Source organism: Sulfuriflexus sp. (assembly GCF_032250955.1).
Taxonomy (GTDB): Bacteria; Pseudomonadota; Gammaproteobacteria; order AKS1; family AKS1; genus Sulfuriflexus.
Window position 1 is genome coordinate 17,914 of record NZ_JAVVES010000010.1, and the last position, 16,894, is coordinate 34,807.

General features: G+C 55.3%; 16 protein-coding genes. 15 read left to right on the plus strand and 1 reads right to left on the minus strand.

Annotated elements, in window-relative coordinates:
- Positions 1 to 17: 17 nt before the first annotated feature.
- From RQ738_RS02875 to RQ738_RS02920, 10 genes are all read left to right on the plus strand, one after another.
- Complete coding sequence (locus RQ738_RS02875; protein ID WP_314161873.1) at positions 18 to 272, plus strand: BolA family protein; 255 nt, start codon at positions 18 to 20, stop codon at positions 270 to 272.
- Positions 273 to 366: 94 nt separating this feature from the next.
- Positions 367 to 1,626 (plus strand): UDP-N-acetylglucosamine 1-carboxyvinyltransferase, encoded by a 1,260-nt coding sequence (murA, locus tag RQ738_RS02880; RefSeq protein ID WP_314161874.1) that lies wholly within the window; start codon positions 367 to 369, stop codon positions 1,624 to 1,626.
- Positions 1,627 to 1,640: 14 nt separating this feature from the next.
- The gene (gene hisG / locus RQ738_RS02885; RefSeq protein WP_314161875.1) at positions 1,641 to 2,288 is read left to right on the plus strand and encodes an ATP phosphoribosyltransferase; all 648 of its coding nucleotides are present in this window, start codon (positions 1,641 to 1,643) and stop codon (positions 2,286 to 2,288) included.
- A 3-nt stretch (positions 2,289 to 2,291) separates the two neighbouring features.
- Positions 2,292 to 3,593 (plus strand): histidinol dehydrogenase, encoded by a 1,302-nt coding sequence (gene hisD, locus RQ738_RS02890; protein WP_314161876.1) that lies wholly within the window; start codon positions 2,292 to 2,294, stop codon positions 3,591 to 3,593.
- A 260-nt stretch (positions 3,594 to 3,853) separates the two neighbouring features.
- Positions 3,854 to 4,936, plus strand: coding sequence for a histidinol-phosphate transaminase (gene hisC / locus RQ738_RS02895; RefSeq protein ID WP_314161877.1), 1,083 nt, complete (start codon positions 3,854 to 3,856; stop codon positions 4,934 to 4,936).
- A 239-nt stretch (positions 4,937 to 5,175) separates the two neighbouring features.
- Positions 5,176 to 5,463, plus strand: coding sequence for a ferritin-like domain-containing protein (locus tag RQ738_RS02900; RefSeq protein ID WP_314161878.1), 288 nt, complete (start codon positions 5,176 to 5,178; stop codon positions 5,461 to 5,463).
- Between the two features lie 238 nt (positions 5,464 to 5,701).
- Positions 5,702 to 6,313, plus strand: a complete 612-nt coding sequence (locus RQ738_RS02905) for a carbonic anhydrase (RefSeq protein ID WP_314161880.1) — start codon at positions 5,702 to 5,704, stop codon at positions 6,311 to 6,313.
- A gap of 362 nt (positions 6,314 to 6,675) precedes the next feature.
- Positions 6,676 to 7,077, plus strand: coding sequence for a hypothetical protein (locus tag RQ738_RS02910; RefSeq protein ID WP_314161881.1), 402 nt, complete (start codon positions 6,676 to 6,678; stop codon positions 7,075 to 7,077).
- Between the two features lie 238 nt (positions 7,078 to 7,315).
- Positions 7,316 to 10,972, plus strand: a complete 3,657-nt coding sequence (nifJ, locus tag RQ738_RS02915) for a pyruvate:ferredoxin (flavodoxin) oxidoreductase (RefSeq protein ID WP_314161883.1) — start codon at positions 7,316 to 7,318, stop codon at positions 10,970 to 10,972.
- Positions 10,965 to 11,969 carry a dihydroorotate dehydrogenase-like protein gene (locus tag RQ738_RS02920; RefSeq protein ID WP_314161884.1) on the plus strand — a complete coding sequence of 335 codons (1,005 nt, stop codon included), beginning with the start codon at positions 10,965 to 10,967 and terminating at the stop codon, positions 11,967 to 11,969. Before nifJ ends, RQ738_RS02920 begins: the two co-directional genes overlap by 8 nt.
- A 49-nt stretch (positions 11,970 to 12,018) precedes the next feature.
- On the opposite strand, the gene RQ738_RS02925 is transcribed toward RQ738_RS02920, so the two are convergent.
- Entirely contained in the window at positions 12,019 to 13,176 is a 1,158-nt protein-coding gene (locus tag RQ738_RS02925) for a Do family serine endopeptidase (RefSeq protein ID WP_314161916.1), read from the minus strand.
- 119 nt (positions 13,177 to 13,295) lie between these two features.
- Between RQ738_RS02925 and RQ738_RS02930 the strand changes: the two genes are divergently transcribed.
- Genes RQ738_RS02930 through RQ738_RS02950 form a run of 5 tightly spaced genes read left to right on the plus strand, consistent with a single transcriptional unit; the run spans position 13,296 to position 16,832 of the window.
- Positions 13,296 to 14,045, plus strand: coding sequence for a Nif3-like dinuclear metal center hexameric protein (locus RQ738_RS02930; protein WP_314161885.1), 750 nt, complete (start codon positions 13,296 to 13,298; stop codon positions 14,043 to 14,045).
- Between the two features lie 44 nt (positions 14,046 to 14,089).
- On the plus strand, positions 14,090 to 14,221 hold the full coding sequence (locus RQ738_RS02935) for a hypothetical protein (RefSeq protein ID WP_314161887.1): 132 nt from the start codon (positions 14,090 to 14,092) through the stop codon (positions 14,219 to 14,221).
- Between the two features lie 42 nt (positions 14,222 to 14,263).
- The gene (gene petA, locus RQ738_RS02940) at positions 14,264 to 14,857 is read left to right on the plus strand and encodes a ubiquinol-cytochrome c reductase iron-sulfur subunit (protein ID WP_314161888.1); all 594 of its coding nucleotides are present in this window, start codon (positions 14,264 to 14,266) and stop codon (positions 14,855 to 14,857) included.
- Between the two features lie 5 nt (positions 14,858 to 14,862).
- The gene (locus RQ738_RS02945) at positions 14,863 to 16,089 is read left to right on the plus strand and encodes a cytochrome b (protein WP_314161918.1); all 1,227 of its coding nucleotides are present in this window, start codon (positions 14,863 to 14,865) and stop codon (positions 16,087 to 16,089) included.
- Positions 16,086 to 16,832 carry a cytochrome c1 gene (locus tag RQ738_RS02950; RefSeq protein WP_314161889.1) on the plus strand — a complete coding sequence of 249 codons (747 nt, stop codon included), beginning with the start codon at positions 16,086 to 16,088 and terminating at the stop codon, positions 16,830 to 16,832. Before RQ738_RS02945 ends, RQ738_RS02950 begins: the two co-directional genes overlap by 4 nt.
- Positions 16,833 to 16,894 lie beyond the last annotated feature (62 nt).

Genomic DNA, 16,894 nt, shown 5'->3' on the forward strand with positions numbered 1-16,894 from the left:
TTTCAGGCAGGTGAGTTATGCAACCCGAAGCAATTAAGACATTGATTGAAGAAGGATTATCCGGCGTAGAAGCACGAGTAAGCGGTGATGGCAGCCATTTTGAGGCTATCGTGATCGGTGAGATCTTCGATGGCATGAGTCCATTGAACAAGCAGCGTACTGTGTATGGCACCCTCGGTGACCGGATTACCTCTGGCGAAATCCACGCCTTGAGCATCAAGGCATACACGCCGGCCGAATGGGAAAAGGCCAGCAAGATGCAGGTATCCTGAGCGGTAGCCCCGTCTTTCCCGGGGCAGGATGACAGGCCACCGCTAGAGGTGGCTTTCTTTTTGAAACGTTATGCAGGCACGAGAAGCACAAAAAATGGACAAGTTGATTATTACCGGCGGTACCCGACTCGATGGCAGTGTGCGTATTGCCGGGGCAAAGAATGCCGCCTTGCCGATTATTGCGGCTGCGCTGCTGGCAGATCAGCCAGTGATGATTCGCAACGTGCCACACCTGCACGATGTCACCACCACGCTCGAACTGCTTGGCCGTATGGGGGTGGACTTTGTTGTTGATGAAAAACTCAACATTGAGATCAATGCGCAGACGATAAAGAATTTCTACGTGCCCTATGAGCTGGTGAAGACCATGCGTTCTTCCATCCTGGTGCTGGGGCCCTTGCTGGCGCGCTTCGGCAAGGCCGAGGTTTCCCTGCCCGGTGGTTGTGCTATTGGCTCACGGCCGGTGGATCTGCACATCAAGGGTCTCGAGGCGATGGGTGCCGAGATCACTGTCGAGAACGGCTACATCAAGGCGAAGGCCAGCCGCCTCAAGGGTGCGCGCCTGGTCATGGATATCGTCACTGTAACCGGTACCGAAAATCTGATGATGGCGGCAACCCTGGCCGATGGCACCACCGTGATCGAAAACGCCGCACGCGAACCGGAAGTACTCGACCTGGCGCAGTGCCTGAACAGCATGGGTGCCAAGATCAGTGGTGCCGGTAGTGACACCATTACCATCGAGGGTGTCGAGAAATTACACGGCACGACCTATGACGTGTTGCCCGACCGCATCGAAACCGGTACCTACCTGGTCGCCGCTGCAATCACGGGTGGCCGTATCATGGTCAAGGATACCCGCCCGAATATTCTTGATGCGGTAATCGCCAAGTTGCGCGAGGCCGGGGCAAAGATCGAGATCGGTGAAGACTGGATTAGCCTGGATATGGAAGGCCGGCGGCCAAAGGCAGTCTCTATTCATACGGCGCCATACCCGGCCTTTCCAACCGATATGCAGGCCCAGTTCACGGCCCTGAATATCGTTGCCGAGGGTGCCGGCACCATTACCGAGACCGTGTTTGAAAACCGTTTCATGCACGTTTCCGAGATGCAACGCATGGGTGCCGAGATCCGTCTCGAGGGTAACACCGCGTTCAGTAATGGTAAGGAAAAGCTCACCGGTGCCCCGGTAATGGCTACCGACCTGCGCGCCTCGGCCAGCCTGGTGCTGGCCGGCCTGGTTGCCGAAGGCGACACGATTGTGGATCGAATTTATCACATCGACCGTGGCTACGATTGTATTGAAGAGAAACTGGCGGGGCTTGGCGCAACCATTCGCCGCATACCGGATTAAGCAGGATTGTAAAGATGAGTAATGACACGATCAGCATTGCCGTATCCAAGGGGCGTATCTATAAAGAGGCACTGCCACTGCTGGCGCATGCAGGTATCGTGCCGGTCGACGACCCGGAGACCTCGCGCAAGCTAATCCTTGATACCAACCAGCCTGACGTGAAGCTGGTGATCATTCGTGCCTCTGATGTGCCGACCTTTGTCGAGTATGGTGCCGCCGATATGGGCATTACCGGCAAGGATGTCTTGCTTGAGTACGGTGGCAGTGAGCTCTACGAACCACTGGACCTGAAGATTGCCGGCTGCAAGATGATGGTCGCCGGCCCGACTACACCGGCAGCGAAACACCCGGGGCGCACGCGTATCGCCAGCAAGTATATCAATATCGCCAAACAGTTTTACGCCGGCAAGGGTCAGCAGGTTGAAATCATCAAGCTCTATGGTTCGATGGAGCTTGCCCCGCTGGTGGGTCTGGCTGACCTGATTGTCGACCTGGTCGATACCGGTAACACGCTCAAGGCCAATGGCCTTGAACCGCTGGAACACATCATGGATATCAGTTCCCGGTTGATCGTCAACAAGGCCTCAATGAAAATGAAGCACGCCCGCATCAAGGCCTTTATCGCGACCATGGCCGAAGCCGTGGCGACGAAGGAGGCCTGACGCATGCCCGCGATCACTCGCCTGGATAGCACGCAAGATGATTTCCGCGCGCGTCTCGATGCCTTGCTGGCCTGGGAGTCGGTTTCCGATGCCGCCGTGTTCAAGACGGTCAATGAAATACTGAATGCCGTGCGCACGCGCGGTGACGCGGCGGTGCTCGAATACACGAAGAAATTTGACCGCCTCGATGTCGCCGTGATGAGTGAGCTGGAAATGTCGGCCGAGCGCCTGCAACAGGCGCTGGCGAGCATCCCTGCCGAACAACGTAGCGCGCTCGAGACTGCCGCACAACGTGTGCGCCAATACCATGACAAGCAACGCATGGAATCATGGTCATATACCGAGGCCGACGGTACCTTGCTTGGACAGCAGGTGACTGCGCTGGACCGTGCCGGCCTCTATGTGCCCGGTGGCAAGGCTGCCTATCCCTCTTCGGTGCTGATGAACGCCATTCCGGCCAAGGTCGCCGGCGTGAGAGAGCTGATCATGGTTGTGCCGACCCCGGATGGCACGATCAACGAACTCGTGCTGGCCGCGGCCGCCATCGCCGGTGTAGACCGGGTCTTCACCGTCGGTGGCGCACAGGCGGTGGCCGCGCTTGCCTATGGCACACAAACCATTCCCCAGGTAGACAAGATCGTCGGTCCTGGAAATATCTATGTCGCCACCGCCAAGCGCATGGTCTTTGGCACGGTCGGTATCGACATGATTGCCGGGCCTTCCGAGATCCTCGTTATCTGTGACGGCGAGACTGACCCGGACTGGATCGCCATGGACCTGTTCTCGCAGGCTGAGCACGACGAAGACGCACAATCTATTCTGTTGTGCCCGGATGCGGACTATCTCGACAAGGTTGCCGCGAGCATGGACAAGCTCATGGCGGAAATGCCTCGCGCCGAAATGATCACGACCGCCCTGAAAGACCGGGGTGCACTGATCAAGGTCAAAGACCTTGACGAGGCAGTGGAGATCGCCAATATCATTGCGCCCGAACACCTGGAGTTATCGGTGGCCGAGCCGGAGGCGATGAGCAAGAAGATCCGCAATGCCGGTGCCATCTTCATGGGCCGCTACACTGCCGAGGCGCTTGGTGATTACTGCGCCGGGCCGAACCATGTGCTGCCGACCTCGCGCACCGCGCGTTTCAGTTCGCCACTGGGCGTATATGACTTCCAGAAGCGATCCAGTTTGATCATGTGCTCGGCGGCAGGCAGTTCCGAACTCAGCAAGGTGGCCTCGACGCTGGCCCGCGGCGAAGGCCTGACCGCGCATGCCCGCTCGGCTGAATACCGAATTAAAAAATAATTGGACAGGATATACAGAATAAAAAAGATTAAAAAACATCTTTTTAAAAGGCAAAAGCCCAACGCAGAGGCGCGAAGACGCAGAGAACGCAAAGAGTTTTATTGATTTATTTCTACGTTAGCTTTTGAATTATGACGGATACAACGAGCATTTTAGAAAAATAACGACATAATGCAGAGGAACTGAAGAACCAGAGTATTTTAGTTCATTGTTCTCTGCGACCTTTGCGTCTTCGCGCCTCTGCGTTGGGCTTTTAAACTATGGCTGATACAAAAGAACTTATAGAAAAACTCGTTCGTGAGGAAGTGCGTGCCCTGTCGGCCTATCACGTGCCGGCCGCGAGCGGCTACATAAAACTGGATGCCATGGAAAACCCTTATCAGTTTCCCGCTGAACTCATTGATGAATGGCTGCAGGTCTTACGCGAGGTCGAGCTGAATCGCTACCCGGACCCGGGGGCAATCTCGCTGAAGGCCGAATTGCGCAAGGCGATGCATATACCGGTCGGCATGGAGGTGCTGCTCGGGAATGGTTCGGACGAGATTATCCAGATGATTATGATGGCGCTGGCCCGGCCCGGGGCCACAATGCTCGCGCCCGAGCCGGGCTTTGTCATGTATCGCATGATCGCGCTGTTCTGCAATATGGAATATGTCGGCGTGCCGTTGAATACCGACTTCAGTCTCGATATGCCCGCCATGCGGGCGGCGATAGAGCAGCAGCCAGCAGTGACCTTCCTGGCCTGGCCGAACAACCCGACCGGCAACCTGTTCGCCGAGACGGATGTGCTTGAGATTATCGAGCGCGCCCCGGGTCTTGTCGTCCTCGACGAGGCCTATACCAGTTTTGCCGGCAAGAGCTTCATGAACCGACTGGGCGAATATGCCAACCTCGTCGTCATGCGCACGGTCTCCAAGTCCGGTCTTGCCGGTCTGCGTCTTGGTTACCTGGCCGGTCCGGCGGCCTGGCTGAACGAGTTCGACAAGGTACGCCTGCCATACAATATCAATGTCCTGACCCAGGCCAGTGCCGGGTTTGCGCTTCAACATGCCGAGATACTCGATGAACAAGCTGCCCGTTTGTGTGGTGCGCGCGAGGAACTGTTTGCCGCCCTCAAGGCACTGGACGGCGTAACGCCTTACGAAAGCGCGGCCAATTTCATTCTGTTCCGTGTCCCGGCTGGCCAGGCGACATCGGTTTTCGAGTCCCTGAAGGCGCAAAACGTGCTGATCAAGAACATGCATCCGACCGGCGGTATGCTGGAAAATTGTCTCCGGGTTACGGTCAGCACACCGGAGGAAAATGCTGCCTTCCTCGACGCGCTAGGGCAGAGCCTCGACTGAGTGTCCGTTGCGCCACTCCACCGATGGATGTTAACGCGAGGCTTCCTGAAACGGCGTTTTATCGGAAAGCCATTTTTATCCATCCTGTTCAAGCCTTGTCCCGGGATACCTGGCGGCCACCAGGGAGTCGATTTTTTGACTTTATCCTGATACTGTATTTCCCGTCATGTTGCATGCCGCTGGCGCACTCGAATGCCATTTATATTAAAAGATAAAAAGCCAAGCTGGAGAGAATACCCATGTCGAATGAAGGCTACCACGAACCCATTGATGAACTAACGGATGAAACCCGGGATATGCACCGGGCCATAACATCCCTGATGGAAGAGCTGGAGGCAGTGGACTGGTATAACCAGCGAGTTGATGCGTGTAAAGATGAAGAACTCAGGGCCATACTCGTGCATAATCGTGATGAAGAAAAAGAGCACGCCGCAATGGTCCTGGAATGGATAAGAAGAAAAGACCCGAAAATGGATGAAGAATTAAAGGATTATCTCTTTACCGAAAAGCCGATTGCACATAAATAGTTATACCCCGCAAGATGGGCGCTATCGTCGATAATCATATTGGAAAGAACCCTTCTGCAAGAGCGGCAGGTATGGCACTGATATTAAATGGCGGTATTGATTTTTTTGTCCGGCTTCCATCACGCATTGAATATTATCACGGCAGTGGTGATTGCCTTGATAGCAAGACATAATAGCGCCATGTATAATACTGTCTCCGCCCGTTCCGAACTTTAGCCATCGCGAGAAATGAATAGCCATGCTTACCGCAAATGAAGCCCTGAAAAAATTAAAAGAAGGCAATGAGAGATTTATGTCGGGGGTACGTAGTATTGATGCCCTTATGAAACAAATGCAAAGAGCCGATTTTGTCGAAGGACAGGCGCCGTTCGCCATCATTCTTGGCTGCTCCGACTCTCGCGTGCCGGCGGAAATTGTCTTTGATCAGGGGCTGGGGGATCTGTTTGTTATTCGTGTTGCCGGCAATATCGTGGCGCCATCCCAGATCGGCAGTGTCGAATTTGCAGTAGAACAATTTGGCACACCCCTGGTGGTTGTACTGGGTCATTCCATGTGTGGTGCGGTTATGGCGACGATCGATGATCTGGAGCACCCATCGCATGAAAAATCCTCCAATGTATTGTCGATTGTCGACAGGATACGGCCATCAGTAGAGCCGTTATTCGATACGGAGCTACGCAATAACCCCGAGCAGCTATTAAAATCTTCCATTCGAGCCAATATCCTTGCTGCTACGAATCACCTGAGACATGGTTCACAAATGCTTGAACAGTTAATGCTGAAAGGTGAGCTGAGTATTGTTGCCGCCGAATATTCACTCGAATCCGGCAAGGTGGAATTCTTCGCCTGAAATCAGACGAATAGTTAGTCAGTTCAAGGTGAGACGCCAGGGGACTGATAACCATTCGTGACATTTTATAAATCTAATCTCACCGGGCAGGAATCATGCCTGTCTACAGCTGCTCGTAAACATATCAACCGGTAATAAAAGGCCGCCAACGGGATTTTCCGGTTGCCCGGCCCTTTATTGAGTTACCCATTCGTTAGCTTGTCTGCGCCGTGCAATACGGGTTTTACGTATTACCGGAAAAAATAGTAATGCTAATGTTGGCACGTTTCAGTTTATTCCTTTATGAATTTATCCATGTGCGGAGAGCAGCGACAGTTGTCGTTAGCTGGTATAACCGCCCTCATCTCAAGGAGTCAGTTACGATGAACAAACCGTTACTTATTGCAGTCTTTATGGCGACCCTGTTTTTCTTTACCGGCCAGGCAGCAGCTCAGGATCAAATTTATGGTAGCCAGATGATGACAGAACAAGAACGAATGGAATATCGGGAGAGGTTTCGTGATGCAGCGTCAGCCGAGGAACGTGAAAAAATCCGTAATGAACATCATAAGCAAATGCAGGAAAGAGCAAAAGAGAGGGGAGTCTCACTTCCTGATGAGCCTCCGGCACGCGGTGGTGGTATGGGACCCGGAGGTGGTATGGGGCCACAAGACGGGATGGGCCCCGGAGGTGGTATGGGGCCACAAGACGGGATGGGCCCCGGAGGTGGCATGGGACCACAAGACGGTATGGGTCCTGGCGGGGGTAAGGGACGCGGTAATTAAACCGGTCATCCATACCGGTCGCATTCAGGTAGACAAATAAATGCAGGACAGGCTCCCTGGTAAGAATACCAGGTGTGTCCTGCCCTTTATTTTGCCCGCCGTTACGGATACACATCCTGGCGGTATCCGCAAAGCATGCGGCCTTTTCCCGAATACGTGTTGTTAACGATGTCATGATGAATTAGTGTTCAAGTAACAATAAGGATTTCATCAATCACGTATCAGGACGAGGGTGGTTATGCCAAAAGCGCAGCACTTCATGACAGTGGATGGAAACCAGGCCGCCGCGCGTATCGCGCACCTTGGTCATGAGGTGATTGCCATCTACCCGATTACCCCGGCCTCGCCAATGGGGGAGTGGGCTGATGAATGGTCGTCGCGCCTGCAGCCGAACCTTTGGGGTACGGTTCCGGATATTATCGAGATGCAGAGTGAGGCAGGTGCGGCCGCGGCAGTCCACGGCGCCTTGCAGGCGGGCGCGCTGACCACTACCTTCACGGCCTCGCAGGGCCTGCTGTTGATGATCCCGAATATGTTCAAGATCGCGGGTGAATTAACGCCGACGGTCTTTCATGTGGCGGCGCGCTCGGTCGCCGCGCAGGCCTTGTCAATCTTCGGCGATCATAGCGATGTCATGGCGACACGTACCACCGGCTTTGCCTTTCTCGTCTCCAACTCACCACAGGAAGTGCAAGACCTGGCCTTGATTGCACAGGCCGCATCACTGGAGTCGCGCATTCCCATTGTGCACTTCTTCGACGGCTTCAGGACCTCGCATGAGATCACCAGGATCGAGGCCATAGACGAGGATGTGGCACGACAGCTGCTACATCACGAGCGTATCCTCGAACACCGGCGGCGTGCGCTATCACCCGAACACCCCGTGCTGAGGGGCAGTTCGCAGAACCCCGATGTGTTTTTCCAGGCACGTGAATCGGTCAATCCTTATTACCAGGCCATGCCGGCCAAAGTCCAGCAGGTCATGGACCAGTTTGCAGACCTGACCGGACGCCAATACCGGCTGTTTGAGTATCACGGCGATGACGCGGCGGAACGGGTACTGGTTCTCATGGGCTCCGGCGCTGAGACAGTGCAGGAGACGGTGGACTATCTATGCGCCCAGGACGAGCGGGTGGGGCTGGTGAAGGTCCGGTTGTTCCGGCCCTTTGATGCAGCAGCGTTGCTCGCGGCCTTGCCGGCGAGTGTAAAAAGTCTGGCCGTGCTGGATCGTACCAAGGAGCCCGGTGCCGACGGGGAACCGCTCTATAAGGACGTGCTAACGGCCCTGGCACAGGATTATGCTGGCGGTAAGTGTTCATTCAGTGGCTTCCCGCGTGTCATTGGCGGACGTTATGGCCTCTCCTCCAAGGAGTTTACCCCGGGGATGGTCAAGGCGGTTTTTGACGAACTGGCCAAAGCGGAGCCGAAGAATCAATTTACGATCGGTATCCGGGATGATGTCACTCACAGTAGCCTGGACTGGCAGCAGGACTTCCGTACCGATGCACATAAGGACAGCTTTCAGGCGGTATTTTATGGCCTCGGCAGTGACGGGACGGTGAGCGCGAACAAGAACAGCATCAAGATCATCGGCGAGCACACCACTAAGCATGTGCAGGGCTATTTTGTCTATGACTCGAAAAAATCAGGTGCCGTCACCGTTTCCCACCTACGCTTCGGTGACAAACCGATTCATTCGACGTACTTAATCGCCGATGGCGAGGCCAATTTTGTCGCCTGTCATCAACCGGTGTTTCTCGAGCGTTATCCCATGCTGGACAAGGCCACCGACGGCGCCGTGTTTTTGCTAAACACACCCTCGCCGCCAGAGCAGGTCTGGCAGACGCTACCGCAAAGCATGCAAAGGCAGATTCTCGATAAGCAGATCAAGTTCTACTGTATCGATGCCTACCGGGTCGCTGAGCTGACCGGCATGGGCAAGCGCATTAATACCATAATGCAAACCTGTTTCTTCTCGATTTCCGGCATCCTCCCTGAAGCGGAAGCGATCCAGTCGATCAAGCAGGCGGTGGAGAACACCTATGGCCGCAAGGGCAAGCGACTCGTCGATATCAATTTCCGTGCAATCGACGCAAGCCTCGAGAATCTACACGAGGTGGCCATCCCTGCCACCGCAGATAGTCCCCTGGAGATAGTCGACAAGGTAGCGGCCACGGCACCGGCATTCGTCAGGGAGGTGACCGCTGAGATTATTGCCGGTCGTGGTGATCAAATCCCGGTAAGCCGGTTCCCGGCCGATGGCAGTTATCCGACCGGCACCGCGGCGTATGAAAAACGCAACCTGGCGCTGGAGATCCCTGAACTCGACCCGGCGCTGTGTACACAATGCGGGAAGTGCCCGCTGGTTTGCCCGCATGGTGTCATCCGCAGCAAGGTCTTTGATGAAGGCCTGGCAGCCGCTGCACCGGAGACGTTCAAGTCCATGCCGATCAAGGGCCGTGACTACCCGCAGAACCTGCGCATGACTTACCAGGTGGCACCGGAGGACTGCACCGGCTGCGGTCTGTGCGCCGATATCTGCCCGATCCATGACAAGAGCAATGTCAGCCACAAGGCCCTGAACATGGTGCCTTATAACAAGGCCTTGCGAGAGCAGGAGAGTCAGAACTGGGCGTTTTTCCTGTCCCTGCCTGAGTATGACCGTGCCGTCGTCAAGACGGATACGATTAAAGGCGCCATGCTGTTACAGCCGCTGTTTGAATTTTCCGGTGCCTGCGAAGGCTGCGGGGAAACACCGTATATCAAACTGGCCAGCCAGTTATTTGGTGACCGCATGCTGGTGGCCAATGCGACCGGCTGTTCGTCTATTTATGGTGGTAACCTGCCGACCACCCCCTGGGCAAAAAACCTGCAAGGGCGAGGGCCAGCATGGTCGAATTCCCTGTTTGAAGATAATGCCGAATTTGGTCTGGGTATGCGTATGGCCGTAGACAGGCAGCAACAATATGCGCGGGAGCTGCTGGACCGTCTGCGCAGGGAACTGGATAGCGGGCTGGTTGACGGCATACTGAACGCATCGGAAACGAACGAGGAAGAGATACAACAACAACGGCAGCGTGTTCAAACACTGCGCGGGCAATTAGCGGCACTCGAGCCGCCGGCGGCGCGTGAGCTGGAGAGCGTGGCGGAGAACCTGTGTCGCAAGAGCGTCTGGATCATCGGCGGCGATGGCTGGGCCTACGACATTGGCTATGGCGGGCTTGATCATGTGCTGGCTGCGGGACGCGATGTGAATATCCTGGTGCTGGATACCGAGGTGTATTCGAATACCGGCGGACAGACGTCGAAGGCCACGCCCCGAGGCGCCGTCGCCAAGTTCTCTGCAAGCGGCAAGTCGACGCCGAAAAAAGATCTGGCCTTGCTGGCAATGGATTACGAACATGTCTATGTGGCGCATGTTGCCTATGGGGCCAAGGATATCCAGACGATTCACGCCTTTAATGAGGCCGAGGCCTATCCCGGGCCGTCGCTTATTATCGCCTATTCTCCCTGCATCGCCCACGGCATAGATTTGAAAAACAATCATCATCAGCAGCAACTGGCGGTTGATAGCGGGCACTGGCCGTTGTTTCGCTATAACCCCGGGCGGGCAAGGCAGGGAAAGAATCCCTTGCACCTGGATAGCAAGGCGCCTTCGATTCCATACCGTCAATTTATCGAAACAGAGGCGCGTTTCAGCATGTTATGGCGAAGCCATCCCGAGAGAGCCGAACAATTGCTCGAAGAGGCACAGCAAGACGTCTTGCATCGATATCATTACTACGAGCAGCTGGCCGGCCTGCCATGGGATGAAGAAGGCTCGCTGCGACCACCGCACCGCAAGCTGGCCTCGGCCATAAAGGCAGCAGAGACAGGGAAACGTGAACATGATTGATTTATCGACAGACTACCTGGGCCTGAAACTCACCAACCCGCTAGTGCCTTCTTCCTCACCACTGACAGGTAACCTGGAAGATGCCAAACGTCTCGAAGATGCCGGTGCCAGCGCCCTGGTGCTGCCGTCATTGTTCGAAGAAGAGGTTAAGCGGGAACAACAACAGCTTGAAGATTATGTGCTTTCGCAGGCATTAGGCCACAATGAGGCCGAGTCATACCGACCAGTGCCTGATGATTATACCAGCGAGCTGGACGCTCACCTCGCTCACCTCCAGCGTCTGAAGGCCGCGCTGGATATCCCCGTGATCGCCAGCCTGAACGGCAGTTCGAGCAGCGGCTGGCTGGAGTACGGCAAGGAATTGCAACAGGCAGGTGCCGATGCACTTGAACTCAATATCTATTACGTTGCCGCTGACCCGCGACAAAGCGGTGAAGAGGTGGAAAATCATTACCTGCGATTGCTGACCGACTTGCGTGCCCGGATCAGTATCCCGGTGACCATGAAGTTGTCCTCACAGTTTTCGTCTGTGGCGCATATGGTGACCAGGCTGCAGCAGGCCGGTGCGAATGGTGCGGTCTTGTTTAACCGCTTTTACCAGCCGGATATTGACCTGGAGACACTCTCGATCAGGCCGCATATCGAATTATCCAGCCCGGTCGAGGCATTGTTGCGAATTCGCTGGATTGCGTTACTCAGAGGCCGCGTTGATCTTTCGCTCGCCGCCACCGGTGGTTTTCATAATCTCGATGCGATCCTGAAGGCCCTGCTGGCCGGTGCCGATGCGGTCTATCTTTGCAGTATCTTGCTGGAAAAAGGGCCGGCTTTTTATGCCGAACTGTTGCAGCAACTCGAGCGCTGGCTGGAAGAACGAGAATATGAATCGGTGGCACAAATGCAAGGCAGCGTGTGCCAGGCGTGTGCCCTTGAACCGGCGGCATTTGAACACAGTAATTATTATGATGTGATTAAAAGCTATCCATTAAAAGGCGTTTGATTTACGGGTCTTTTTTTCCTGACAAAGTTACTAATGGTGGCTTGTGATGCTATATCTGCGACTGCGGTCGCTCTGCAACTTTCGCGCTTAACTCGAGTTCTTTGCCGTCACGTAAGATGCGTAACACCAGGGTCTCTCCCGGCTTATGTGCAGCGATGGTATTGAGCAGGGTAAAGGAACTGTCTATATGGGCATCGTTAATGTGGGTAAGAATATCACCAGGGCGCAGGCCGGCCTCTTCGGCAGGGCCACGGCGCAATACGCCGGCGATCACAACGCCCGCACCTGCCTCCAGGTTGAAAGACTCCGCCAGCTCCGGGCCCAGGTTCTGGGCCTCGACGCCCAGCCAGCCCCGTACTACGTGGCCGTTTTCGATGATCTGCTCCATGACATCCCTGGCCAGTGCGGCCGGAATGGCAAAGCCGATGCCCTGGGAACCACCGGTTTTGCTGAAGATCGCAGTGTTGATCCCCACCAGTTGGCCGTGAGCATTGATTAAGGCACCACCGGAGTTACCCGGGTTGATTGCCGCATCGGTCTGGATAAAGTTTTCAAAGGTATTGATGCCGAGCTGGCTGCGTCCGGTGGCACTGACGATACCAAGGGTAACAGTCTGGCCGACACCGAATGGATTGCCGATGGCCAGTACGACATCACCGACACGCAGGGCGTCGGATTTGCCGAGTGTGATCGCCGGTAACCTGATGTAGTTAATCTTGAGCACCGCCAGGTCGGTTTCCGGATCGGTGCCAATGACCGTGGCCAGTGGGGTATTGCCATTGGCCAGTGCCACGCGGACCTCATCGGCGCCCTGAATAACATGGTTGTTGGTGAGGATGTAGCCATTCGGGCTCATGATCACCCCTGAACCGAGACTGGTCTCGAGTCGTTGGCGCGGAGCGGGTAGCTGGTCACCAAAGAAACGCCGGAAGAACGGATCATCGAGCAGGGGGCTGCGTTGTTCGGTGACCAGTTTGGCGGTGTAGATATTGACGACGGCAGCGGCACTGCGCTCGACAGCGTCGGCATAGGAGACCGGTCCCCTGTTGCGTGCTTCGTCGGCCAGCGCCGGAGCGGGGGCCTGTTCGGTGATTTCAACCACCGGGGCGGGGCCTTGCAGCAATTCCGGCTTGAAGATCAGGACAAAAATCAATGCCGCCAATACAGCAGTGAGCAGCTGAAAGAAGAACAGCAGACTTTTTCCCATATTCATATTACCTCACTCCCTAATTGCGTTACTCTATCACCACTGGCCTTACCGCGTCAGCAGGCGGTTGCCGCGTATCATTCATAGATGCTAAAGACATTCACAAAATACAAAAGCCCATGGCCGACAGACAAAATATCATAGATCACCTCGACGACCTGCTGCGTGTAGGGCAGTTCACAGATTACTGTCCGAATGGGCTGCAAGTCGAGGGGCGAAACAGCATTGGCCATATCGTATCAGGAGTGACAGCCAGCCAGTCCCTCATCGAGGCAGCTATCGAGCAACAGGCCGATGCCCTGCTTGTGCACCACGGTTATTTCTGGAAGGGTGAATCCCCCTGTATTACCGGTCTGAAGCGTGAACGCATTGCACGCCTGCTGGAAAACAACATTAACCTGCTGGCCTATCACCTGCCACTTGATGCCCACCCGGAACTGGGGAATAACGCCCAACTGGCAAAAAAGCTGGGCCTGCAGGTCGAAGGCACGGCCGGAGACACAGGTCTCATCTGGTACGGTAAGCTGGCGGCGCCTTGCTCTGCCGCCGAACTGGCTGCCCGCATCGATACAGCCCTGGCTCGCACGCCTTTATATATAGAAGGTAACGAAGGGCCAATCAGCCGGGTGGCCTGGTGCACGGGGGCGGCGCAGGGCTATATCGAGCAGGCTGCCGCACTGGGTGTGCAGGCCTTTATTTCCGGCGAGATATCCGAACCAACCGTGCATGTGGCGCGGGAACTCGGGATAAATTATTTCTCGGCAGGTCACCATGCCACCGAACGCTACGGGGTGCAGGCGCTCGGCGAACACCTTAGCGAAGTCTTCGGAATTCGCCATACCTTTGTCGATATCGACAATCCGGTGTAAATCCGCACTTTTCGACTACCCGACTTTCCTTATAAGGTATTGTAATGGCTGATAAAAACAAGCTTCTGCTTGACGGCTTGCAGCGCATCGGCGAGAATAGCCGCTTATTTTTGGGCGGCAATTTACAATATTCTAACTTTATGATGGATATTGTCAGTTCCCGGACGAGTTGGTGAGACGTGGCGATGCTAAAAAGTGTGGTCACACAGGAGACGAACATGAGTACAGATGGCGTCGATAAGAGCAAACGCCGCTTCCTGACCGCCGCAACGACTGTTGTGGGTGGTGTTGGAGTAGCCTTTGTTGCCGTTCCCTTTCTGAAATCCTGGAATCCCAGTGCCAAGGCCAGGGCCGCCGGTGCACCGGTAGAAGTGGATATCGGAAAGTTGCAACCTGGTCAGCAGATGACCGTATTATGGCGTAAAAAGCCGGTCTGGATCGTGCGTCGCACGGAAGAAAGCCTGGCTACCCTGGCTGAAGAGTCAGGACATCTGGCCGATCCGGATTCCAGTGTGCCTCAGCAGCCAGAATACATTGAAGGCTACGCCCGCGCGATCAAGCCTGAATACTTTGTTGCCGTGGGTATCTGTACGCACCTGGGCTGTTCACCGACATACCGACCTGAACTGGGTCCGGATGACCTCGGTGCCGACTGGAAAGGTGGTTTCTTCTGCCCCTGCCATGGTTCGAAATTTGATTTGTCCGGCCGCGTCTACGCGGGTGTCCCGGCGCCGACCAACCTGGAAATTCCGCCCTACAAGTACTTGTCTGATACACGCCTGATCATTGGCGTTGATAAGGGAGCCGCCTAATGAGCATGCTGGAAAAGACTCTCGGTTGGGTAGACGATCGCTTCCCGCTGACAAAAATGTGGAAAGAGCATCTTTCCGAATACTACGCACCAAAGAATTTCAACTTCTGGTATTTCTTTGGTTCACTCGCACTGATGGTACTGGTCATGCAGATACTGACCGGCATCTGGCTGACCATGAGCTACAAGCCTGATGAAGCCATGGCCTTCGCCTCGGTCGAATTCATTATGCGTGACGTTGAATGGGGCTGGCTGATCCGCTACCTGCATTCAACCGGTGCCTCGGCATTCTTTATCGTCGTCTACCTGCATATGTTCCGCGGCCTGATGTACGGTTCCTACAAGAAGCCACGCGAACTTATCTGGATCTTCGGTATGTTTATCTATGTCGCACTGATGGCAGAGGCCTTTATGGGCTACCTGCTGCCATGGGGCCAGATGTCTTACTGGGGGGCGCAGGTAATCGTGTCCCTGTTTGGTGCCGTGCCCTTTGTCGGTCCGGACCTGGCAACCTGGATTCGTGGTGACTTCGTTATCGGTGATGCTACCCTGAACCGTTTCTTTGCCTTCCACGTGATTGCCCTGCCTATCGTGTTGCTGGGCCTGGTTGTCGCGCACATCATTGCCCTGCACGAAGTCGGTTCCAACAACCCGGAAGGTGTTGAAATCAAGAAGAACAAGGGACCGGATGGTATTCCGCTTGATGGCATTCCATTCCACCCTTACTACACCGTGAAAGACATCGTTGGTGTGGTGGTGTTCCTGTTCTTCTTTGCCCTGGTCGTGTTCTTTATGCCGGAGCTGGGCGGCTGGTTCCTTGAGAAGGACAACTTCGTACCGGCTAACCCGCTGAAGACACCGCCGCATATTGTGCCGCTGTGGTACTTCACCCCGTTCTACGCCATCCTGCGTGCCGTGCCACCGATCGGTGTGTCCCAGTTCCCGGGTGTGGTCGCGATGGGGGCCGCCATTGTGGTGCTGTTCTTCCTGCCATGGCTGGATCGTAGCCCGGTCAAGTCGATACGCTACCGTGGTGCTATCTACAAGTTCGCCCTTGCCGTGTTCGTGGTGAGCTTTGTCTTCCTCGGTTGGTTAGGTACACAGCCTGCCGGCGGTATCTACCTGACGCTTTCGCAGATATTCAGTGTCCTGTACTTCGCATTCTTTATCCTGATGCCCTGGTACACCACGATCGACAAGACCAAGCCTGTACCGGAGAGGATTACCAAATGAAAAAGCTGATTCTTGCATTCATGATGCTGGCCCTGCCGGGTCTGGCTGCCGCCGCCGGTGCCGGCCCGCACCTCGACCAGGCTAATATCGACCTGACGGACAAGGCCTCGCTACAGCGTGGCGCGCGTCTGTTCGTCAACTACTGCCTGAACTGTCACTCGGCCAGCTTCATGCGTTACAAGCGCATGGGCGATGATCTGGGCATTCCCGACAAGCTGGTGGAAGAAAACCTGCTGTTTACCACTGACAAGGTCAGGGAGCCGATGAAGGTCGCCATGTCGGTCAAGGATGCCGGCAACTGGTTCGGTACCGCGCCGCCGGACCTGTCTGTCATGGCCCGTGCCAAAGGCTCCGGTAACGAAGGTGCGAACTGGTTGTATACCTACTTCCGTTCCTTCTATGTCGATGAGTCACGGCCGTTCGGTGTCAACAACACGGTATTCAAGGACGTCGGTATGCCGCACGTACTCTGGGAATTGCAGGGTATGCAGACACTGGTGAACGCCGAAGAACTGGCCAAGCATGCCAGTGCCAAACCCGAGTTTGCCCTCAACCAGCCCGGCAGCATGAGTGCCGGTGAGTATGACCAGGCCGCGCGCGACCTGACCAACTTCATGGTTTACATGGGTGAGCCGGCCCAGCTGGAACGCAAGAGCCTGGGTATCTGGGTGGCGCTGTTCCTGATCTTCTTCTTCTTTATTGCCTACGCACTGAAGAAGGAATACTGGAAGGATATTCATTGATTCATCTGCCCCGGTGCGGCGTTTATGCCGCATCGGGGCAAGGTGTTGAACTATCCCAGGAC